Genomic DNA, 22612 nt, shown 5'->3' on the forward strand with positions numbered 1-22612 from the left:
CAAAAACCCACAACAGTTGAGCCTCGCAATATGCGGAAGCTGAACCGGACAGCCGTGGGTCAAGCCCGGGCATGACGAGAGACCAAAGATGCTCGCCTACCGCGACTGGGGATCCTCGCGCTGCTCGATCCGGTCCTTGTTGTTGACCTGCTCGTCTTCCGGCTTCACCACGTCGATGGTCTTGCCGGACTGATTGCCCGGATTGTAGTGATACTGGCCTTCCTGCTTCTCGCCGGGCTGCTTCTGGTTCGGATTGACGGTGTCGGCCATCGGACTCTCCTCGGGACGTGCCTGTTGTCCCGACGACAACAGTCCTGCACGAGCCGGGTTCCGCGGCCCCGTGCCGCAGGCGCGCACATCTCCCGCGCGGTTGCCGTCTTACCGTTCTGTGCGCGCCATCACTTAAACCGCGAGCCGTTTTTGTCATGATCCCCCGCATCGGCTGCATGGGGCAGCCTCACGCAATAAGGGACACGGTCATGACCACCAGCCTTCGCCTTCTCGCCGCCGCTGCCATCGTCGCCGCCACCGGCCTGCTCGCGTCGGCATCGACCTCGCCGGTCCAGGCGGGATGGGAGTGGCTCGGCAACAAGGACTACGTCCGCTGCCTGCAACTGTTCTACACCGGGGACTTCCTGATGCCGGCGAACGCCACCCCGGCCCAGCGTGCGGCGAAGCACGAAGCCGGCCGCCGCTATTGCAATCGCCAGTATTACGGCCACGACTGAGCTTGGCAGCCCAGGCGCAAGGCCGGAGCGAACGTCGCCCCGGCTCCTCTTGCGCGCCGCCTCACGCCCCCGTCACGCGCCAGATGCAGTTGCCGACATCGTCGGCGACCAGCAGCGAGCCGTCCGGGCCGATGACCACGCCGACCGGGCGGCCATAGGAGAAGCTCTCGTCCGGCGCCAGGAAGCCGGACAGGATGTCGCGCGCAGGTCCCGACGGCTTGCCGTTCTCGAACGGGATGAACACCACCTTGTAGCCGGACAGCTTGCTGCGGTTCCACGAGCCGTGCTGGCCGATCACCATGCCATCCGGAAAACCCGGGAGCGTGCCTGCGGGCAGCCAGCACAGGCCGAGCGAAGCCGTGTGGCCGCCGAGCGCGTAGTCCGGCGTCAGCGCGGTCGCCACCAGCTTCGGATCCTGCGGCACGCGGTCGTCGACCGTCTTGCCCCAGTAGCAATAGGGCCAGCCATAGAAGCCGCCCTCGCGCACCGAGGTCAGGTAGTCCGGCGGCGTCTCGTCGCCGAGCCCGTCGCGCTCGTTGACGACGGTCCACAGCACCTTCGTCGACGGCTCGAACGCCAGCCCCACCGCGTTGCGCAGGCCGGCCGCGAAGATGCGGCTCGCGCCGCTCGCGATGTCCAGCTCATAGATGCAGGCGCGGCCCTCCTCGACCTCGAACCCCAACTCGGCGATGTTGGTGAGCGAGCCGACGCCGGCATAGAGCTTGGTGCCGTCGGGGCTGACCAGCAGGCTGCGCGTCCAGTGTCCGCCCGGCTTGAAATTCGTCAGCCGCTGGCCCTGCGCGGTGATGCGATCGGCGCCCGCGCTATAGGGAAAGGCTGTGATGCCGTCGGTGTTGCCGACATAGAAGGTGCCGCCGACCAGCGCCATGCCGAACGGCTGGCTGAGATTCTCCATGAACGCGTTGCGCCGCTCCGCCGTGCCGTCGCCATCGGCGTCGACCAGCCGTGTGATGCGGTTGGCGCTGACCCCGAGCGCCGCGGCGCGGCGCATCGTCGCCTGCATCGCGTAGCCGAACATGTTGCGCACCGGGCTCGGAATCTGCGTTGCTTCCGCAATCAGCACCGACTTGTCCGGCATCACATGGATCCATCTCGGGTGATCCAGCCCGGTCGCGAACGCATTGACCTTCAGCCCCGGCGCCGCCACCGGCTTCTCGCCGTCGCGCCAGCCGCGCGCGGTCGGCATCTTCAAGGTCGGCAGCATCCCCTGCGGCTTGGCCTGCGGTATCTGCGGCGCCGCGCCCCACGCCGGCTGCGGCGTGTCCCCCTGCAGCTTGCGCCACTGCAGCGCCGCATTGCCGACCAGCGCGACGCCGCGCGCGACGATGGAGGAAAGCGTGGTCATGGGAGTCCTGTGGGGCTAGGCCAACGGATGTGGTGGGCGGCCATCGGGCGATGGCGGAAAAGGTCCTTCCGTTATGATCTAACACGCCGAAGGTGACAACTGCGTGCGCCGCGCATGGGGGCTGCGGAACGTGTGAGATCCTTCACGGCGCGCCGTTGCCATCGCTCCATGGATTGATGAGTGCGACTCCGGTCGCGGCGAAATCGGCGGTGTTGCGGGTGACGACGGTCAGCCCGTGAACCAGCGCCGTCGCGGCGATCAGCGCATCGCGCTCCGGCCGCGGATCGGGCACGTGCAGTCGCGCGCACGACTGCGCCACGGCAGTGTCGACCGCGAGAATGCGACCAGTGAAAGTGGTCAGGATCTGCTGGTCGATCCAGGCGCGCAACGCCGCGCCCTGGGCCGTGTCCTTGCGCGCGACGCGCTGCGCGCCGAGCTCGATCTCGAGGATGGAGATCGCCGACAGGAACATGCTTGCAGCGGGACGCCCCGCAGCCCAGGCGACGACGTTGCGGTCCGCCTTGTCACGGCGCCTGAGCTCGGAGACGACGTTGGTGTCGAGCAGGAACATCATTCGAGGTCAGCAGGCCGGCCGATCGGCCCGGTGATGCGCGGCGGCTCGAAATCGAAATCGGCCTCGGGCTGCGCCAGCGCATCGGCGAGGCTCAGGCTGCCGCCGGTCAGGCGGAGGTAGTCCTCGATCGTCAGCAGCACGTGCGCCGCCCGTCCGCGGTCGGTGATGAACACCGGCCCCTTGGCCGCCTCTTTCTTCGCGCGGCTGGTGTCCTGGTTGAACTCGCGGCTGGTCAAAGTGGTCATGGCCGGAATCCTGGTCAGTCGGCGTTGATGAGAGTATATGTAGAAATGTTTCTACATTCAAGGCCAGGTGGAAAGGTTGCCGGCTCAAATTCGCATCTGGTCGTCTCCACCACGGGTTGCCTTTATCTCGACGGTTGTCCAAAACTGTCAGCCAAATATTTGATCCGTTTGCATCATTGGGCTCCCGGCCCTGTCCGGGGCGATTGCGGTGGGGGATTGCTGACGCCCATGGACAAATCCGGCCTCAGCGAGCGCGACATCTGCACCAAGTTCATCACCCCGGCGCTGCGCAAGGCGGGCTGGGACGAGATGGTCCAGATCCGCGAGGAATACAGCTTCACCAAGGGGCGCATCATCGTGCGCGGCAAGCTCGTCAGCCGCGGCAAGGCCAAGCGCGCCGACTACGTTCTCTACTATAAGCCCAACATCCCGCTGGCGCTGATCGAGGCCAAGGATAATTCCCGCAGCGTCGGCGACGGCATCCAGCAGGGCCTCGACTACGCCGCCACGCTTGATATCCCCTTCGTGTTCTCCTCGAACGGTGACGGCTTCCTGTTCCACGATCGCACCGGCCGCAGCAATCCGATCGAGACCAATCTTTCGCTCGATGCTTTCCCGTCGCCGGCCGATCTCTGGGCGCGCTATCGCGCCTGGAAAGGCCTCGATGCGACTGCCGAGCAGGTCGTGCTGCAGGACTATTACGACGACGGCAGCGGCAAGGCCCCGCGCTATTATCAAGTCAACGCCGTCAACGCAGCGATCGAGGCGATCGCCACCGGCCGCGACCGCGTGCTGCTGGTGATGGCGACCGGCACCGGCAAGACCTACACTGCCTTCCAGATCATCTGGCGGCTCTGGAAGGCCGGACGCAAGAAGCGCATCCTGTTCCTGGCCGATCGCAACGTGCTGATCGACCAGACCATGGTCAACGATTTCCGCCCGTTCGGCGCGGCAATGGCGAAGCTGTCGACGCATTCCAAGACGATCGAGCGGCAGGACGGCAGCAAGGAAGAGCTGACGCTGGCGCTCGACAAGAAGCGGCGCATCGACACCGCGTTCGAAATCTATCTCAGCCTCTATCAGGCGATTACCGGCCCCGAGGAGCGCCAGAAGCTCTATCGCGAGTTCTCGCCCGGCTTCTTCGACCTGATCGTGATCGACGAATGCCACCGCGGCAGCGCTGCCGAGGATTCGGCATGGCGCGAGATCCTGACGCATTTTTCCGGCGCGACCCAGATTGGCCTCACGGCCACGCCCAAGGAGACCGAATACGTCTCCAACACCGACTATTTCGGTGACCCGGTGTTCACCTATTCGCTGAAGCAGGGCATCAGCGACGGCTTCCTTGCGCCCTACAAGGTCATCAAGGTCCACATCGACCGCGACGTGGAAGGTTACCGTCCCGAGCTGGGCCAGCTCGACCGCGACGGTAACGAGGTCGAGGACCGCATCTACAATGCCACCGATTTCGACCGCAACATCGTGCTCGATGACCGCACGGTGCTGACGGCGAAGAAGGTCACCGAGTTCCTGAAGGAGAGCGGCGACCGTTTCCAGAAGACGATCGTGTTCTGTGTCGACGAGGAGCACGCCGCGCGAATGCGCCAGGCGCTGGTCAACGAGAATGCCGATCTCGTCGCCGAGAACCCACGCTATGTCATGCGCATCACCGGCAGCGACAAGGAGGGCCAGGACCAGCTCGGCAATTTCATCGATCCGGAATCGAAATACCCGGTGCTGGTGACGACCTCGCGGCTATTGTCCACCGGCGTCGATGCGCAGACCTGCCGGCTGATCGTGCTCGACCGCACCGTGGGATCGATGACCGAGTTCAAGCAGATCGTCGGCCGCGGCACCCGGGTTCACGAGGACACCCGGAAATACTACTTCACCTTGATCGATTTCCGCGGCGCGACCAACCATTTTGCCGATCCGGATTTTGACGGCGATCCCGTGCAGATCTATGCGCCGGGCGAGGATGATCCGATCACGCCACCCGATGAGGCCGATGACGGCCTCTGCGAAAACGAGCAGAACGCGTTGGGGGCGGACGGCGAAGACGAGACCATCCTCGTCAACCCCACGGCGCCGGCCGCGCCCGCCGGCACCACGCGCAAGATTTATGTCGACGGCGTCGGCGCCCGCATCGTCGCCGAACGGGTCGAATATCTCGACGAGAACGGCAAGCTGGTCACCGAGTCCCTGCGCGATTTCACCCGCACGGCCCTGAAGAAGCGCTACGCTAGTCTCGATGATTTCCTGAAGCGCTGGAAAACAGCCGAGCGCAAGCAGGCGATCATCGAGGAGCTGGAGTCGGAGGGCCTGGCGCTCGATGCCCTTGTGGACGAACTCGGCAAGAATCTTGATCCCTTCGACCTGATTTGCCATGTCGCATTCGATCGCAAGCCGTTGACCCGCCGCGAGCGGGCTGACAACGTCAGGAAGCGCGACGTGTTCGGCAAGTATGGGGAACAGGCCCGCGCGGTTCTCGATGCGCTCTTGGCCAAATACGCCGACGAGGGCGTGCTCAATCTCGATGACGCCAACATCCTGCGCATTCCGCCGCTCAGCGAGCTCGGAACCCCGCTGCAGCTGATCAAGGCGTTCGGCGATCGCCCGGCGTTCGAGCGCGCTGTCCACGAGCTGCAATCCTCCCTCTACCAGGAAGTCGTCTGACCATGTCCGTCCGTAACACCGTCAAGTCGATCCAGGACATCATGCGCCAGGATGCCGGCGTCGACGGCGACGCCCAGCGCATCAGCCAGCTGTGCTGGATGTTCTTCCTCAAGATCATCGATGACCAGGACCAGGAACTGGAGGTCACGCAGGACGATTACCGCTCCCCAATCCCGAAAAAGTATCAGTGGCGCTCCTGGGCGGCCGACCCCGAGGGCATCACCGGCGAGGCGCTGCTCGGCTTCATCAATGGCGAGCTGTTTCCGGCGCTCAAGGAGCTGCCGGTCTCGACCAAGCCGGGCGACCGTCGTCGCGTCGTGCGCGACGTGTTCGAGGACGCCTACAACTACATGAAGTCAGGCCAGCTGATGCGGCAGGTCGTCAACAAGATCAACGAGGTCGATTTCAACAATCTGACCGAGCGGCAGCATTTCGGCGACATCTACGAGCAGATCCTCAACGACCTGCAGTCGGCCGGTAATGCCGGCGAATACTACACGCCGCGCGCCGTCACCGCCTTCATGGTCGACCGCATCGACCCGCACCCTGGCGAGACGCTGTTCGACCCGGCCTGTGGCACCGGCGGCTTCCTGACCTGCGCCATCCGCCACATGGAGAAGAATTACGTCAAGACCACGAAGCAGCGGGATAAGATGCAGGGCGCGCTGCGCGCCGTCGAAAAGAAGCAGCTCCCGCACATGCTGTGCGTCACCAACATGCTGCTGCACGGCATCGAGGACCCGAGCTTCGTCCGCCACGACAACACGCTGGCTCGGCCGCTGATCTCCTGGAGCAAGGATGAGCGCGTCGACATCGTGCTGACCAACCCGCCGTTCGGCGGCCGCGAGGAGGACGGCATCGAGAACAATTTTCCGACCTTCCGCACCAAGGAGACCGCCGATCTGTTCCTGGCGCTGATCGTCCGCCTCCTCAAGCAGGACGGTCGTGCCGCCGTGGTGCTGCCGGACGGCACGTTGTTCGGCGAAGGCGTCAAGACACGGCTGAAGGAGCATCTGATGGAGGAGTGCAACCTGCACACCATCGTCCGGCTGCCCAACTCGGTTTTCAAGCCATATGCTTCTATCGGAACCAATCTGCTGTTCTTCGAGAAGGGCTCGCCGACGAAGGAGATTTGGTTCTACGAGCATCGCGTGCCCGAGGGACAGAAGGCGTACTCGATGACCAAGCCGATCCGGCTTGAGCACTTCCAGGGCTGCATCGACTGGTGGGGCGGTCGGGAGCGCAAGGGACGGACCGAAACGCCGCAGGCTTGGCGCGTGACGATCGATGAGGTCGAGGGGCGCGGGTACAATCTCGATATTAAGAATCCGCACACGGTGGCCGACGACCATGGCGACCCGGAAACATTGCTGGCCGATCTGCGCAAGGCCGAGGCCGAGACGGCGGCGTTGCGGGACCAGCTCAAGGCGATCCTGGCGGAGGCGCTGGAGCGATGAACGCGGAACGTCTGATGGCGCATTACGAGGAGATTGCCGAGGCGCCGGATGCGGTCGCGCGGCTGCGACGCTTTATCCTCGATCTAGCGGTAATGGGGAAGCTGGTCACGCAGAACCCTAACGATGAGCCCGCCATTGAATTGCTGAGAAGGATTGCCGCGAAACGACAACAGTTGGTTGATGCAGGAGAAGTCAAGGTTCGAAACAGTGGAGCACGCTCGCGGGATAAGACGTCGGCGTTCGCTTGTCCGACAGGCTGGACGCTTTCGAATTTGGGCGCAGTTTCGCTTAAGATCACTGATGGCGCACACAAAACGCCGACATATGTAGATAAAGGCGTGCCATTTATCAGCGTGAAAGATTTCAGCGGCGGGAGCCTCGACTTTTCAAATACCAGGTTTATTCCCAAGTCTGAGCACGAGCTCCTGTTCCAGCGGTGCGATCCGCGTCGAGGCGACATACTCATCGGGCGCATTGGAACGTTAGGCAAGGCCGTGCTGATCGACACGGACGTTGAGTTTAGCCTGTTCGTTAGTGTCGGCCTTATCCGCTTCGATCACGACAACCTGGATCCCGTTTTCTTTCGATTGCTCTTGAATTCACCATTTGTTGAGGCGGAATTTGATCGAATCAAGATAGGCGGTGGCTCTCATACGAATAAGCTAAACTTGGGTGACCTCTACACTGTTGCACTTCCTGTCCCGCCGCTTGCTGAGCAGCGCCGCATCGTTGCTAAGGTCGGCGAGTTGATGGTTCTTTGCGATCGGCTCGAGACTGCGCGGGCAACTCGGGAGGCGACGCGCGATCGACTGGCGGCAGTAAGCCTGTCCCGCCTCAGCGTGCCCAACTCGGAGACCTTCCAGTCCGATGCCCGCTTCGCGCTCGATGCGCTGACGGCGCTCACCGCGCGCCCCGACCAGATCAAGCAGCTTCGTCAGTCCATCCTCAATCTCGCCGTGCGCGGCAAGCTTGTGCCGCAGCTTGCAGGTAGGCCCATCCTCGATTTGCCGCCGTTGCCGCAGTCCTCCGTAGCTAGCAGTATGGATGCTGCGGTGTTTCGCGAGTTCAGGTCTTCATTGATCTTGCCGAATGGCTGGCAGGTCGCACCGCTGGCGCAATTAGCCGACCGGATAGTCGACTGTCCACATACGACGCCGAACTGGACAAAAGAAGGAGTGATCTGTGTGCGAACGAGTCAATTGCGTCCAGGATCTTTGGACCTGGCGGATCCGCGCTTTGTTAGCGAGCACGAATACACAGAGCGCATCGAGCGGTTAGAGCCAAAGCCCGGCGATATCCTTTATAGCCGCGAGGGCGGTATCCTTGGAGTGGCGTGCAGGGTACCTGTGGGGATCCGTCTTTGCCTTGGGCAGCGACTTATGCTCATCCGCGCCGGAACAGCGGTGCTTCCAGAGTTTTTGGAGGTCGTGCTCAATTCGCCATTCATTACCGACATTGCGAAAGCCTGCACGACAGGTGGTGCTGCTCCTCGAGTTAACATGTCAACGGTCAGGGCCTACCCGATTCCGGTTCCGCCCCTCTCCGAGCAGGAGCAAATCATTGCTGAACTCAAGAGCCTCATGGCGCTCTGCGACCGCTTAGAGATGTGCCTTTCAAGTGAGGTCGAGACCCGGGCGCGGCTGCTTGCAGCTCTCCTCGCCGAAGCCCTGACGCCAGCAGATGATCGCGAGCTGGAGGCAGCGGAATGAGCGATATCAAGCTGTTTCGTGTCGGCTCGGGCAAGGTCGATGAGCTGGTCGGGACCACGGACACGGTCGAGAAGTCCGTCCAGACCCTGTTCGAGCGGAACCTGGAAGCTTTGCTCGGTGTCCGCTTCCTGGCCTCGGAGTTCGTCACCTCCAACGGTGGCCGCGTCGACACCCTTGGTCTGGATGAAAACGGCTGCCCGGTGATTCTCGAATACAAGCGAGCCTCTAACGAGAACGTCATCAATCAGGGCCTGTTCTATCTCGATTGGCTGATGGACCACCGCAAGGATTTCCAGTGGCTGGTCATGGAGAAGCTCGGCAAGGACCAGGCCCAGACGGTCGACTGGTCGGCGCCGCGCCTGATCTGCATCGCCGGCGACTTCAATCGCTACGACGATCACGCCGTGAAGCAGATCCAGCGCAACATCGAGCTGATCCGCTATCGTCGCTTCGGTCCCGACCTGCTGATGCTCGATCTGCTGGTTGCGACCTCGGTCAAGGCGCAGGCAACGTCCGTGTCCGGCTCCCAGGCCACGGAGCAAGGTCTGGCCGGCTCCGGCCGATACAAGACGATCAGCTCGGTGATGGAAGAGCTGGATGCCGCCATGATCGACCGCTTCGAGGCGCTGCGGGCCTACATGCTGGCGCTCGGCGACGACGTGCAGGAAACCAAGCTGCAGCTCTACATCGCGTTCAAGCGGATCAAGAACTTTGCGTGCGTGGAATTCAGGCCGACCGCCTCGAAGATTCTCATGTTCGTGAAGGTGGACCCGTCGACCGTCACGCTGGAGCCCGGCTTCACCCGGGATGTCTCGAATCTCGGCCATTTCGGCACGGGGGACCTGGAGATCACCCTGACCAAGCCGGAGGACCTTGAGCGGGCCATGCCGCTCATCAAGTTGAGCTACGAAAACTCCTGAAGAATTTGGCATTGGTCCGCCAACCGGGCTATAGCCGAAAAATTCCACTTGCTAAATTTCCGAAATCATGCTCTACTCCCCGCATCCCGTCCTCATGCAGAGGGGCGTACGCGTCGTCACGATACGTTGAGGCGGGGAGCGGTGGCCGCGGGCCTGTCAGGTGCTTTTGCGCTGGACGATTGGCAGCTCGCGGACGGTCAAGCCGTGTGGTCCTGGCGCCCCGACGCTGGCGCCAAGCCTGGATGACATGACGTGTCATCAGGCGACGGGGGCAAACAAGCCGGTCCCCGGGGAGAGCTCGGAGCAGCCGTTAAACCCATCGCGCAGGGAGGGCCGGGTCTGTCCGGCTGAACCTGTGGTTCCTGCCCCGTGCAATTTTTCCGCACGGGGGCCACGGGCCTCAGTCGAGGTCCGGCCTTCCCTGCGCCCTCGGCATTTGAAGAGGGTCTTGGTGATGATGATCCCGGGCGCGATCGCGCCGCGGGAGGTGTTGGTGTGTCTGCGTGCATCAGGGTCGACGTGCGGTGGCGCCGAGAGAGCCGCCGACGCGCCCGACATGGCCGCGGCCGTGGCGCCGTCATCGAATTGCGCTACACTGCTGTCACACGCTGCCGGCGCGTCGGCGGCCGGGCGACAATGGACGTCAGGAGGATGGACGGCATGACGGGGGTGATCAATTCAGGCGCAGCGCGATCATCTGCGTCAGGTGTCGCTCTCAACAGCGGACTCTCCCGATGACGTCGCTCGACAGGTCCGCCTTCACGCCGCATGCCCTGCGCGAGAGCGTGCTGAACGAGGTGCATGCGCGGCCGTTCACGCCGCTGACGCAGCCGGTGCTGGTGATCCGCTTCGCCTTCATGGCGAAGGGCGACAGTCCGGCGGTCGACCGCGCCAGCCTCGCCGCGTTCTGCGCGCAGCACGGTGCGCTGCCGCCGGAGCCGGGCGTCAAGCATCACCAGGTCGATCTCGGCCCGGTCAGGCTGCGCTTCGAGCAGCATTCGGAATTCGCCACCCTCACCTGGATCTGGAGCCCGCCCGCGGACTCCGGCCCGCGCCGCTTCGGCGCCATCGCGCCCGAGCTGCAGGCGCTGATCGCGGCGTTGCCGCAGGCCGGCGAGCTCTTGGTGGCGGTCAAGCTCGAGGTCGAGAACGCGGCCGATCCGGTGGCGCGCGCGGAGCAGATCTTCGACAAGAGCAGCCTCGCCATCGTGACGATCAAGGGCAGCGCCGGCGCGGTCGCCTCCGATTTCCGTCTCGACGATGACGGCTTCACCCGCATCCTGGTCTGCGCCGACGGCCCGACCCCGGAGCGCCTCGGCGCGCTGGTGCAGCGCGTGCTGGAGCTCGAGACCTACCGCACCCTGGCGCTGCTCGGCCTGCCGGCGGCGCTGGCGCTGGCGCCGGACGTCGACCGCATCGAGCGGCGGCTGGTCGAGGTGCTCGCGGAGATGCAGGGCGCGCAGTCGTTCAAGCTCAACAACCATTTGCTGCGCGAGCTGACCGAGCTCGAAGCGCTGCTGGAGCGCGGCGCCACCGGCAGCCTGTTCCGGTTCGGCGCCAGCCGCGCCTATTACGACCTGGTGCAGGCCCGCCTGGCGGTGATCGAGGGCGAGCCGGTCGCGCCGTATTCGAGCTGGTCGTCGTTCCTGGCGCGGCGCACCGCGCCGGCGATGCGCACCTGCAACGCGCTGGAGGGCCGGCAGTCGAACCTGTCGCTCAAGCTGGCGCGCGCCGCCGATCTGCTGCGCACCCGCGTCAATGTCGAGCTGGAGCAGCAGAACCGCGATCTGCTGCGCTCGATGAACGAGCGCACCAAGCTGCAGCTGCGCCTTCAGAGCACGGTCGAGGGCCTGTCGGTGGCCGCGATCGGCTATTACGTCGTCAGCCTGTTCGGCTATCTCGCCAAGGGCGCGCACGACACCGGACTGCCGGTCGAGCCGACGCTGGCCACCGCCGCCTTCGTGCCGGCCGCGATCGCGCTGATCTGGTTCACCACCCACCAGATCCGCAAGCGGCACCTCAAGGAGGATCACGAGGCGGAGAAGGCCGAGCAGGAGTGAACGGCGGGGCGGCTTGCCAGCGCGCGGCCGGACGGCTAAGCGGCGGGCTGGTCAGCAAGAGGCGATGAGACGATGAGCGGTGCAACGATCGATGTCCTGGTTCACGCGGATGGTGCGGCGACGCGGCAGCGGATCAAGCTGAGCCGCCTCGTCATCGCCGGCTGGACCGGGCGCGATCCGGTCGCCCGCGACAAGCACATCGCCGAACTGGAAGAGCTCGGCATTCCCAGGCCCGCGACGACGCCGATCTATTACGAGGCCGCGGCCAGCCGGCTGACGACGTCGGACAGCATCGAGGTCAGCGGCGGCGACTCCTCCGGCGAGGTCGAGTTCGTGCTGGTGCAGGCGGGCGGACGGCTGCTGGTCGGCGTCGGCTCCGATCATACCGACCGCAAGGTCGAGACCTACAACATCACCGTGTCCAAGCAGATGTGCGACAAGCCGGTCGCGCCCGAGCTGTGGCTGGTCGACGACGTCGCCGCGCATTGGGACCGGCTGACGCTGCGCGCGTTCGCGACCATCGACGGCGAGCGCGTGCTGTATCAGGAGGGCGCGCTGAGCGGCATGCTGGCGCCCTTCGACCTGATCGCGCGCCGTTATGGTGAGGCCGGCCTGCCCGAGGGCACCGCGATGTTCGGCGGCACCTTTGCCGCCAAGGGCGGCATCCGCCCGGCCGACCGCTTCGATTTCGAGCTGGTCGATCCCGTGCTGAACCGCGCCATCCGCCACGGCTACGCGGTCGAGCAGCTCGCCATCGCCGGCTGATCGCGATCACGTTCGTGTGCGGCGGCAGAGGTTAACGAACGGGCCGCGGCGCGTCGTCGCGGTTTGGCTCCACCGATCACGGCGCGCGCAGGCGTTGCAATCGGCAAGGGCCTGTTAAGCAAGACCGCCTAGGGTGCCCGAGTGTGCCGAAGCGGACCAAAGTCTTGTTGCGCGTTCTGGTCCGGCACACGCCTGTCACGATCTGAGACGCGATGCGTCTTGCCGATCCTTAACTGATCCTTACTTGTTAGCAGCGGATTCGACGGGTCGGAGGAGAAGGGCGATTAACTAGAAGTTTAGGATTGGGTTTGTGCGCGTGAACGTCTCCCTTAAGGGTTTTATTAAATACCCCGGGAATTGGGAGAGTGCGATGCGCGTCGCGATCGTCCACGATTGGCTTTACGTTCTCGGCGGCGCCGAGAAGGTCCTTCAGGAGATCCTGCGCTGCTATCCCGGCGCCGACGTCTTCACGCTGTTCGACCTGCTGCGTCCCGAGGACCGCGCCAAGCTGGGATTCGAGATGTCGCGCACCAGCTTCCTGCAGAAGATGCCGCTGTTGCGGAAGTATCACCGCTCCTATCTGCCGCTGATGCCGCTCGCGATCGAGCAGCTCGACCTGTCGAGCTACGACCTGGTGATCTCCTCGAGCTGCGCGGTGGCCAAGGGCGTTCTGACCGGGCCGGAGCAGCTGCACATCGCCTATGTGCATTCGCCGATGCGCTATGCCTGGGATCTGCAGCACCAGTATCTGCAGGAGAGCGGCTACGCCACCGGCGTCAAGGGCCTGATCGCCCGCGCCTTGCTGCACAAGATGCGGATCTGGGATGCCCGCACCGCGCACGGCCCCGACGCCATCTTCACCAATTCGCAGTTCGTCGCCCGCCGCATCAAGAAGATCTACGGCCGCGACGCCAAGGTGATCTACCCGCCGGTGACGATCGCGCAGCGCGCGGCGATCCTCCCGGTCGGCAACCACTTCCTCGCCGCGAGCCGGCTGGTGCCCTACAAGCGCATCGAGCCGATCGTGCGCGCCTTCAACACCATGCCGGATCTCGAGCTGGTCGTGGCCGGCGACGGCCCGGAGGCCGCACGGCTCAAGGCGATCGCGGGGCCGAACGTGAAGTTCGCCGGCTTCGTGCCCGACAAGCAGTTGCGCGACCTCATGACCACCGCCCGCGCCTTCGTGTTCGCGGCGGAGGAGGATTTCGGCATCATTCCGGTCGAGGCGCAGTCCGAAGGCGCACCGGTGCTGGCGCTCGGCCGCGGCGGTGCGCGCGAGTCGATCCTCACCACGGGGCCGCGCCCGACGGGCATGTTCTTCGAGTCGCCCGAGCCCGAGGCGATCGCGTCTTGCGTGCGTGAGTTCGCGGCCAAGGAGAAGTCGATCTCGCGTCTCGATTGCCGCCAGCGCGCCGGCTTCTTCTCGGCCGAGCGTTTCCGCAGCCAGTTCGTCGCGGCGGTCAACGAGGAGATCGACAGTTTCCGTGCGGGACATCAGGGCCGCGCGACGCGGCTGATTGCGTAGTGTTGGATGTGGCGCGGGTGCAGATCATGAGGCAGGCGGCTCTTGGCGAGGCCATGTCCGGCATTGACGCCGTCGCCCGGATCTGGCGCCGCCGCGGCGTGTTCGCCGTCGTGGCCGGCGCCGTCCTCGCGCTTGCCGTGGCCGCGCTCGTGCTGCTGCCGGTGCGCTATCTCGCCACCGCTTCGGTGATCATCGCCGAGCAGGAGCCGGGTGCCAACACCTCGGCGGCGTGGGCGCAGAAGATCGGCGATCCCGCCGACATGGAAAGCCAGCTCCTGGTGATCCGCTCGCCGCGCCTGCTGCGTCAGATCATGTCGTCGCCCGGCGTGGTCGACGCCGTGGTTGGCGAATGCGAGCGCGGCCGTCTCATGGGCTCGGCCGATGCGTGCCAGCGCCTCAAGACCGATCCGGGCGCGTTCATCGATCATGTCGACAGCCGCTTCAGCATCGCCTCGGCCGGCCGCTCGCGCGTCATCAACATCTCCTATCAGTCGAGCAGTCCCGAGGTCGCGAAGACGCTCGCCAACGCGTTGACGCAGACCTTTCTCGAGGACCAGCGCACCGAAGGCGCCAACAGCCGCGAGGTCGCGAGCTCCTGGCTCTGGAAGGAATTGAAGCAGCTCGACCAGCAACTGCGTGAGGCCGACGACAAGATCCAGAAGTTCCGCCGCACCAAGGGTCTGATGCGTGGCGCCAATGCGCCGATCTCCTCGGAGCGGCTGACCAGCATCGGCCAGCAGCTGTCGCAGGCGGAGGCCGCGCGCGCCGACGCTGCCGCGCGGCTGCAGGAGATCAAGTCGGAGCAGGAGCGCGGGCCGACCGACGCCCCGTCGGTGCTGCAGAGCCGCACCATCGCCGACCTCAAGCAGCAACTGACGACCGTGAGCGCGCAGCTCGCCAGCGCGACCGGCGTGCTCGGGCCGAAGCATCCCTCGATCCTGGCGCTGACGCGCGAGCAGGCGATCATCCAGCAGCGGTTGGTCGCAGAGATGCAGAGCATCGCGGCGAGCGCGCAGAAGACGTACGATGCCAACACCGCGCTGGTGGCCTCGCTGAAGAAGCAGATGGACGCGGCGAAGGCGGAGGCCGGCTCGGCCACGCTGGACGAGGCCTCCATCGAGAGCATGGTGCGCGACACCGAGATCAAGCGCCAGCAATATGCCGAGCTCTACAAGAAAGCGAGCGAGCTCGAGACCGAACGGCGCGTCCTGCGCGGCAGCACGCGTCTCGTCAGCCTCGCTGAGCTGCCGAGCAAGCCGTTCTTCCCGAAGAAGATCCCCTTCCTCGCCGCCGGCATGACGCTCGCGTTGATCTTCGGTGTCGGCGCTGCGCTGCTCGCCGATAAGCTCGGCGCGCGCCTGATCAGCCCGCCCGTGCCCGTCGCTCCGGAAGCGCCGGCCGGGCAGGTCGAGACGCCCGCTGTCGACGAGGCTCCCGCCATCGTCCCTGAATTGGCCGAGCGTGTGACCGCACCGGAGGCGGCGAAGCCACCGGCAGCGCCCGAACGAGGGTCTCATCTCCCGAGCGTCGCCGACGTTTCGATCCTGGCCTGCCTGCCGCGCCTGAAGAGCCTGCGTGAGATGTCGGCGCTCGGCGCGATCCTGCAGGGCCATCAACCGCTGGCGATCCCGCGCGTCTTGCGCCTCGCCTCCGAGGACGCTGATTTTCAGCACACGCTGCATGAGCTCGTCCACGAACTCGGTTTGAAGCGGTCCGCCCGAACGCAGCGCATCGTCGTGACCTCTCCTGATGCCGCAGATGGCAAGACGACCACGACCTGTGCGCTGGCAGAGCACCTCGCGGCCGCAGGCCGGCGCGTGCTGGTCGTCGAGTGCGACGTCTCGAATCCCGCCTTTGCCGAGATCATGGCGCTGCCGGCAAACCCCGGATGGGTCGGCGCGCTGGAGCGCGGGACGCCGCTCCGGGACATGGTTCTGCCCACCGCGCATCCCTCGCTCGACGTGCTGCCGGTTGGTGAGGCGACCGGTCCCGTCGGCGACATTCTCGACGCGATCAGCCTCGACGGTCTCCTCGCTGGTCTCGATGGCTATGATGCCGTGATCGTCGACACACCATTGCCGTCGCAACGGAACGACTTCCTTGCCGGTACGGACTGGGCGATCGTCTGCGTTCGCAGCGACCGGTCGTTGATCGAGCCGGCGGTCGCGACGGTGAACAGGAGCAGGACCCTCGGAGCCCGCGATGTCGGCATCGTCGTCACCATGACCGACGTCGAGCACCGCAGCGCGCCTGTGGTCCAGACCGCGCCCGTGGCAGCCTACGCCGGAGCCGGGTGATGTCGACCGAGCGTGTCCTGTTCGTCGATCATACCGGGCAGATCGGCGGCGCCGAGCTGATCCTGCTCGATGTCGTCCAGGGCCGCAGGGATTCCGCGGTGTTCCTGTTCGAGCCGGGCCCGCTCGGCAAGGCGCTGGCTGAGCGTCGCATGCCGGTCATCACGTCGCGCTGGGGCCGCGGCCTGGGGCAGTTCAGACGCGACAGTTCGTGGCTCAAGGCGCTGCCGCTGTTCGGCAGACTCGCGGCGATCACCGCGGAGCTCGCGCATGTCGCACGCAAGCATGACGTCCTCTATGCCAATTCGCAGAAGGCCTTTGTCCTGTCGGCCATCGCCAACATCGCGGCACGGCGGCCATTGATCTGGCATCTGCACGACATCATCAGCCCGGCTCATTTCGGCGTGCTGCAGCGTCGCATGCAGATCTTTCTCGCCAACCGCTTTGCGGCGAAGGTCGTCGTCCCCTCCGAAGCCGCCGCAGCCGCCTTCATCGCGGCCGGAGGTCGACGCTCTCTCGTCGAGGTCGTGCCCAATGGTCTCGCCGTCGAACCCGTGCCGGCGTCGCGCCAGGAGCTGAGGCAGCGGCTCGGCCTGCCGTCGGGACCGCTGGTCGGCGTGTTCAGCCGGCTCGCGCGGTGGAAGGGACAGCATGTTCTGATCGAGGCGCTGGCCGATTTGCCGGGCGTGCACGGTGTCATCGTTGGCGACGCATTGTTCGGCGAGCAGGACTACGCGGCTGAGCTGAGACGGCTCGTTGCCGATCTCGGCCTCGGCGACCGCGTTCATTTCCTGGGACATCGCAGCGACGTGCCGCTGCTGATGCAGGCGATGGACGCGATGGTGCATCCGTCGATCGATCCCGAGCCGTTCGGCCGCACCCTGGTCGAAGCGATGCTCGCCGGCGTGCCGGTGATTGCCACTGACGCCGGCGCTGCGCCGGACATCCTCGAACATGGCCGGGCCGGTCTGCTCGTGCCGCCAGGTGATGCGCGTGCGCTGTCCGAGGCTTTGGACGCGGTGCTGGCTGAACCCGAGATCCTCGCGCCACAGCTCGACTACGCGTCGCGCCGCGCGCGCACCCACTACAGTCTTGCACGCATGCTGGACTCGATCGGGCTTCTGATCCGCAATGTCGGCGCGGGAGCGGCGGTGTGAGCACGATCGTTGCATCTGCCCCGTCCTCCGAGCGGTGTACGGTCGATCTCGTCGCAGACTGCGATTCGCTCGGCCCGACCCTCGCCATTCTCGCGCCAGTGCTGCCGTGGCCGAAACTGCTCGAGGACGGACAAGTCCCTGCGCGGTGGATAGGGCCGCAGGCCGTATCGGAGGGGGTCGCATGAGCGCCTCCGGTCCTTCGCTCAAGCGCTTCAGTGCGCTGCTGATCAGCGGTGCGCTGGCCAGCAAGATGCTCGGCTTCGGTCGCGAGGTGCTGATGGCGCATGTGCTGGGCGCCTCGCTCGTCGCCGACGGCTTCCGCGCCGCCATGGCGGCCGTGCTCATCCCGCTCGCGTTCCTGCAGAACGAGAGCGTGCCGGCGATCATGATCCCGATGCATCGCGAGGCGCTGCAGCGGCCTGATGCCGCGCGCAGCCTCGGTGCGCTGACGATCGTCATTGCCGTCGTCTCGAGCCTGGTGACCGCGATCATCCTGCTGCTCGGTGAGCTCTGGGTGAACGCCGTCGTCGGCGGCTTCTCGGCGGAGGGGCGCGAGCTCACCTTGCACTTCGTGCGGATGATGGCGTTCGGCATGCCGGCCTCGGCGGTGCTCAACGTGCTTGCCGCCGGCGAGATCGCGCTCGGCCGCACGCGGTTGACCAATGTCCGTGCCAGCCTGCTCAACGTCGCGGTGATCGGCGGCATCGGCCTGCTGGTTCTGACCGGCGACGCCTACATGCTCGCCTGCGCCTTCACCGTTGCTTTCAATGGCCTCGCCGCCTGGGGCCTGTTGACGCTCTGGCGCGACGGCGCGCTGAGCGTCTCCGGCCTGACCGTCGGCATGGTGATCGAGAAGGGGTTCGAATTCTTCCGCCGGCTGCGGGTCCTGCTGGCGCTGCCGCTGGCCGAGCAGGGCAACGTCTGGATCGAGCGCTTCACGGCATCGCGGCTGACGACCGGCGCCGTCGCGTCGCTGGACTACGCGCGCTCGCTGACCGAGAGCGCGCTGCTGCTGATCAGCCAGCCGCTCGGCATGGCGGTGCTGTCGCAGCACGCCCCGCGCGATCCGCGCGCGCAGACCGAGGCGCTGCTGCGGCCGCTGCTCGCGCTGACCTTGCCGGCCTCGGCGTTCCTGCTGGTCTTCTCGACCGACATCGTCCGTCTGATCTATTTCCGCGGCGCGTTCGGCGACGAGGCCCTGCTGCTGACCTCGCATGCGCTCAAGGGCATCGCCTGCGGCGTCTGGGCTGCGACCCTCGGCTGGATCCTGATCCGTCTGCTCAATGGCGCGGGGCGCAACGGCGTCGCTGCGGTCATCATCGTCTCGGCCTATCTCGCCAACATGGGCTTCAACCTGCTGATGCCGCTGTTCGATCCGTCGCCGGCGGCCGGCATGCAGCTGCTCGGCGTTGGCGAAGCGATCCGCAGCCTCGTGCTGCTGTCGGGCGTGGTGTTCGTGCTCGGCGATGCGCGAAAGCTCCTGCTCGTGATCGGCCTGGCCCTGCTGCCGACCGCATTGATGGTCGTGCTCGGCCTGATGATTCAGACTTCCGTGCCGGGCCTGCTGCCGCGCCTGTTCGCCGGCGGATTGGCGTATCTGCTCTGCCTGGCCCTCGCGATCGGCATCCTGCTGCCGGCCGTGGTGGGCACGGCGCTCCGTCATGTTCGTCGTACGTTCAAGATGAAGGGAGAGCTGAGTTGACCCTGCTGGCCCTCGCTGCCGCCAAGGCGATGATGGCATCCGGTGCCTTCGTCCTTCCTGTCGCCAAGGCCGTCGATCGTGTGCTCGGCCCGCGCGGCTGCTGTTTGACGTTCCATCGCACCGCGCCGGCAGAGCAGTGGGAGCGTCTGCCCAATCGCGACTTCTACGTCGATGTCGACTTTCTCGATCGCTTCCTCGGCTATGTCCTCGACCAGGGTTGGGATATCGTGACGATCAGTGAGGCGCTGCGCCGGGCTGCAAGCGCCGAGCCGTCCGGCCGCTACGTCAACTTCTCGATCGACGACTGCTACCGCGATACGTGCGAGCTGCTGGTGCCGGTGTTCCGCAGGCACAAGGTGCCGGTGACGCTGTTCGTGACGACCGGGATTCCCGACGGCACCTTGCCGCTGTGGGCCGCTGGCTTGGAGGATACGCTGCGGCACAGGGGCCATGTCACGGTCGACGATGAGAGGATCGCGCTGTCGAGCGACGAGCAGCGCCGCGCGGTGTTCGCGCAGGTCGTCTCGCGCTGGGATGGCCCGCAGGCCGCGGATCGTTACGCCGCGTTCTGTGCCGCCAACGCCATCGACATCGAGGCGATGCATTGGAAACATGCGATCTCCTGGGACATGCTGGAAGGGCTGGCAGCCGATCCCCTGGTCGAGATCGGAGCTCACACCGTGTCGCATGCGCGCATCTCGTCGCTGTCTTCCGAAGACGCCCTGCGCGAGCTGGCCGGCGCGCGGCTGCGATTGAACGAGCGGCTCGGCATCGACGTCCGGCACTTCGCGTTTCCCTACGGGCGCGCCGCCGATTGCGGACCGCGGGACTTTGCGCTGGCGCGGCAGGCCGGATTTGCCAGTGCTGCCACCACCCGCAAGGGCCTCGTCAAAGCCGGGCAGGATGCGTTCTCGATTCCGCGTAACACCATGAATGGCGCGCATCGGACGCTGGCGGCGATGGAGCTGCATCTCACGGGCTTCAGCGGGACTGCAGCGAAGGTGATGGGCCGTGTCTAGCAGGGGACGCTTGCGGATCGTCTCGATTGCGCATCCGGCCACCAGCAGCGAGGCCGGCCGGCTGCGCTACCGCCATCTCGCGTCCCGGCCCGACGTCGAGCTGCATCTCGTGGTGCCCGAAGTGTGGAAGGAGTTCGGCCGCACCATCACTGCGGCTCACTCCAATGAAGGGTTTCCCATCCATCGCCTCCCGATCCGGCTCCCCGATGCGGGTCCGATGAAATGGTACCTGCACTTCTATCCGGCGCTGCGCCGCCTTTTGCGCGAGCTCGATCCCGACGTGATTCACCTTTGGGAGGAGCCCTGGAGCATCGTCGCGCTGCAGGCGCAGATGCTGCGTGGCCGTGCGGCGCTCGTGCTCGAGGTCGACCAGAACATCCTGAAACGGCTGCCGCCACCATTCGAGGCGATCCGCAAATTCGTCCTCGGCCGCACCGCTCATATCCTGTCACGCAGTCCCGATGCGGCCGAGGTCGTGAGGGCGTGTGGCTATACGGGTCCGGTGACGCCGATCGGCTATGGCGTCGATCTCGCGACCTTCATGCCGGCGGATGATCGATCGAATGCGACGGCCGGCTCGCCGCTGCGGCTCGGCTATGTCGGCCGGCTGGTGGTCGAGAAGGGACTCGACGATGCGCTCGAAGCGCTCGCGCGCAGCAAGTCGGCGGCGACGCTGAGCATCATGGGCGAAGGTCCGCACGAGCCGCATCTCCGCCGGCGCGTCGCCGAACTTGGCTTGGTCGGGCGCGTCACCATCCAGGGCTGGGCTGCACCCGCTGCGGTTGCGGCTTTTCTGCGCGGCCTGGACGCATTGCTGCTGCTGACGCGCACCACGGACGCGGTGCGCGAGCAGTTCGGCCGGGTGATCATCGAGGCCCAGGCCTGTGCCATCCCGGTGATCGGATCGACCTGCGGAGCGATTCCGGATGTCGTCGGCGACGGCGGCTGGATCGTGCCGGAGCGGGACCCCGGCAGCATGTGTCGGCTCATCCATGAGCTCAGCGGCCGGCGGGCGGAGCTCGCCGTTCGCAGTGAAGCGGCCCGCGCGAACGTGCTCCGGCGCTTCACCTATGAAGCGGTCGCGGCGGCGATTGAAACGGCATGCCGTGCGGCGCATCAGTCGAGAGCCGCATCCGGCCTCGCCCGCCCACAGCGGCTGCAGACGAATTAGCTAGGCCTTCACCGGCAGCGCCATCGCTGCGTGGCCAGGCTGTCGCTTGGCGGCATCGATCTGCTTGAGCAGTTCGATGTATTGCAGTCCGATCTGGTCCCAGCCATAGGTCTGCGCGGTCGCCCGGGCGCCGTCCTGCAGCCGGCGCATCAGCGCGGGATCGGCGAAGACGGAAGCGAGCTTGGCCGCGATATCGACGGCATCGGCCGTGATGCGGAAGCCGTCGACGCCGTCGTGCAGATAATCCTCGATGCCACCGACCGGCGTTGCGAACACTGGCACTCCGCAGGCCATGGCCTCCATGCAGACCAGCGAGAAGGTCTCATAGCTCGTGGGAAGCACGAAGGCGTCGGCCGCCGAGTACAGCGCGGGCATGTCCGAGCGTGAACCGGCGAAGATCAGTCGTTGCTGGGCGTTGCGCGTCAGCCTGCGGTAGGGCGCGGGATTGTCCGAGCCGACGACCAGCAGCCAGACGTCGTCGCCGAGCCGATCGAGCGCGCCGATCGCATGCGCCAGTCCCTTGCGGTTGAATTCGTGGCCGGCGAACAGCAGCAGGCGCGCATTGTCCGGGATGCCGAACTCACGCCGGATCGCCTGGCCGCTGGCGGTGTCGCGCTTGAAGCGCGCGAGATCGATGCCGTTGGAGATGACGTGGATGCGGGCGGCCGGCACGCGGAAGAAGCGCTGCAGCTCCGCGGTGACGCGGGAGGACACCGCCACGAACGCCCGATACCGCAGGCCTCCGATCATGAACCGGTCGCGCAGCGCGACCCACAGATGCATCGGGTTGAGCATCCAGCGCCAGCTGCCGGCGGCGCGCTTCTCGGCCAGGCTCTGCGCATTGACGGCATGCACGATCAGCACGTCGCCCTTGAGACTGTCGCCGTGGCTGACGACGACGGCGTCGGGGTGCCGCGCCAGCGCCCGTGTCGCGGCCACCGTGAACAGCGGCACGACGATGGCGCGGCCGATGTGCCGGAACAGTCCGCGCGTCGGAATCCGCGCTAGCCATGGCGCGACGCGCTCGACCCTGATCGTGTGCTCGAGATTGTCCGCGACGGTGCTTGCGAGCACGACGTTCGATAAACCATTCCGGCCGAAAACGCGCGCCAGCTCGATAGCGACGGTTTCCACGCCGCCGGCATTGCTTATCTCTTGAACGACCTGGACGATCTCAAACGTCATAACGGACATCTAAGGGATCAGACATTGCGACTTCGTTCCAATCTGCTGGTCATTAGCAC

General features: G+C 65.7%; 18 protein-coding genes. 13 read left to right on the forward strand and 5 right to left on the reverse strand.

Going from position 1 to position 22612, the window contains the following annotated elements; translation table 11 throughout:
- Positions 1-96: 96 nt before the first annotated feature.
- Entirely contained in the window at positions 97-270 is a 174-nt protein-coding gene (locus ACQR1H_RS32605; RefSeq protein ID WP_316239149.1) for a hypothetical protein, read from the reverse strand.
- 209 nt (positions 271-479) lie between these two features.
- Between ACQR1H_RS32605 and ACQR1H_RS32610 the strand changes: the two genes are divergently transcribed.
- Positions 480-728 (forward strand): hypothetical protein, encoded by a 249-nt coding sequence (locus ACQR1H_RS32610; protein ID WP_316239150.1) that lies wholly within the window; start codon positions 480-482, stop codon positions 726-728.
- A 61-nt stretch (positions 729-789) separates the two neighbouring features.
- Here ACQR1H_RS32610 and ACQR1H_RS32615 read toward each other — a convergent pair whose 3' ends face one another.
- The 3 genes from ACQR1H_RS32615 to ACQR1H_RS32625 all read right to left on the reverse strand — a co-directional run bounded on the left by ACQR1H_RS32615 (position 790) and on the right by ACQR1H_RS32625 (position 2913).
- Positions 790-2094 carry a PQQ-dependent sugar dehydrogenase gene (locus tag ACQR1H_RS32615; protein WP_434908774.1) on the reverse strand — a complete coding sequence of 435 codons (1305 nt, stop codon included), beginning with the start codon at positions 2092-2094 and terminating at the stop codon, positions 790-792.
- Between the two features lie 142 nt (positions 2095-2236).
- Positions 2237-2665, reverse strand: coding sequence for a type II toxin-antitoxin system VapC family toxin (locus ACQR1H_RS32620; RefSeq protein ID WP_210265652.1), 429 nt, complete (start codon positions 2663-2665; stop codon positions 2237-2239).
- Positions 2665-2913 carry a type II toxin-antitoxin system Phd/YefM family antitoxin gene (locus ACQR1H_RS32625; RefSeq protein ID WP_434846003.1) on the reverse strand — a complete coding sequence of 83 codons (249 nt, stop codon included), beginning with the start codon at positions 2911-2913 and terminating at the stop codon, positions 2665-2667. The genes ACQR1H_RS32620 and ACQR1H_RS32625 overlap by 1 nt, the downstream gene beginning before the upstream one ends.
- 228 nt (positions 2914-3141) lie before the next feature.
- Between ACQR1H_RS32625 and hsdR the strand changes: the two genes are divergently transcribed.
- The 12 genes from hsdR (at position 3142) to ACQR1H_RS32685 (ending at position 21368) form a co-directional block, all read left to right on the forward strand.
- Positions 3142-5589, forward strand: coding sequence for an EcoAI/FtnUII family type I restriction enzme subunit R (gene hsdR, locus ACQR1H_RS32630; protein WP_434908775.1), 2448 nt, complete (start codon positions 3142-3144; stop codon positions 5587-5589).
- A gap of 2 nt (positions 5590-5591) precedes the next feature.
- Complete coding sequence (locus tag ACQR1H_RS32635) at positions 5592-7046, forward strand: N-6 DNA methylase (protein WP_434908776.1); 1455 nt, start codon at positions 5592-5594, stop codon at positions 7044-7046.
- Positions 7043-8755, forward strand: coding sequence for a restriction endonuclease subunit S (locus tag ACQR1H_RS32640; RefSeq protein ID WP_434908777.1), 1713 nt, complete (start codon positions 7043-7045; stop codon positions 8753-8755). The genes ACQR1H_RS32635 and ACQR1H_RS32640 overlap by 4 nt, the downstream gene beginning before the upstream one ends.
- Positions 8752-9675 carry a DUF5655 domain-containing protein gene (locus ACQR1H_RS32645; protein ID WP_434890096.1) on the forward strand — a complete coding sequence of 308 codons (924 nt, stop codon included), beginning with the start codon at positions 8752-8754 and terminating at the stop codon, positions 9673-9675. The genes ACQR1H_RS32640 and ACQR1H_RS32645 overlap by 4 nt, the downstream gene beginning before the upstream one ends.
- A gap of 734 nt (positions 9676-10409) precedes the next feature.
- Positions 10410-11735, forward strand: coding sequence for a DUF3422 domain-containing protein (locus ACQR1H_RS32650; protein WP_434908778.1), 1326 nt, complete (start codon positions 10410-10412; stop codon positions 11733-11735).
- 72 nt (positions 11736-11807) lie between these two features.
- Positions 11808-12500: a DUF2848 domain-containing protein gene (locus ACQR1H_RS32655; RefSeq protein WP_434908779.1), complete on the forward strand. Its 693-nt coding sequence runs from the start codon at positions 11808-11810 to the stop codon at positions 12498-12500.
- Between the two features lie 370 nt (positions 12501-12870).
- Positions 12871-14025 (forward strand): glycosyltransferase, encoded by a 1155-nt coding sequence (locus tag ACQR1H_RS32660; protein WP_434908780.1) that lies wholly within the window; start codon positions 12871-12873, stop codon positions 14023-14025.
- A gap of 53 nt (positions 14026-14078) precedes the next feature.
- The gene (locus ACQR1H_RS32665) at positions 14079-16322 is read left to right on the forward strand and encodes an exopolysaccharide transport family protein (RefSeq protein ID WP_434908781.1); all 2244 of its coding nucleotides are present in this window, start codon (positions 14079-14081) and stop codon (positions 16320-16322) included.
- Entirely contained in the window at positions 16319-17476 is a 1158-nt protein-coding gene (locus tag ACQR1H_RS32670; protein ID WP_315800649.1) for a glycosyltransferase, read from the forward strand. Before ACQR1H_RS32665 ends, ACQR1H_RS32670 begins: the two co-directional genes overlap by 4 nt.
- Positions 17477-17657: 181 nt before the next feature.
- Positions 17658-19178, forward strand: coding sequence for a lipid II flippase MurJ (locus tag ACQR1H_RS32675; protein WP_434838879.1), 1521 nt, complete (start codon positions 17658-17660; stop codon positions 19176-19178).
- Positions 19175-20197 (forward strand): polysaccharide deacetylase family protein, encoded by a 1023-nt coding sequence (locus ACQR1H_RS32680; RefSeq protein WP_316180403.1) that lies wholly within the window; start codon positions 19175-19177, stop codon positions 20195-20197. The genes ACQR1H_RS32675 and ACQR1H_RS32680 overlap by 4 nt, the downstream gene beginning before the upstream one ends.
- A complete protein-coding gene (locus ACQR1H_RS32685; protein WP_316239156.1) occupies positions 20190-21368 on the forward strand; it encodes a glycosyltransferase in 1179 nt (392 codons plus the stop codon). Before ACQR1H_RS32680 ends, ACQR1H_RS32685 begins: the two co-directional genes overlap by 8 nt.
- Here the strand turns inward: ACQR1H_RS32685 and ACQR1H_RS32690 are convergent, their stop codons facing one another.
- Entirely contained in the window at positions 21369-22553 is a 1185-nt protein-coding gene (locus ACQR1H_RS32690; protein ID WP_316239157.1) for a glycosyltransferase family 4 protein, read from the reverse strand.
- Positions 22554-22612: the final 59 nt, after the last annotated feature.

It is taken from the genome of Bradyrhizobium sp. HKCCYLRH2015, from assembly GCF_051168215.1.
Classification (GTDB): domain Bacteria; phylum Pseudomonadota; class Alphaproteobacteria; order Rhizobiales; family Xanthobacteraceae; genus Bradyrhizobium.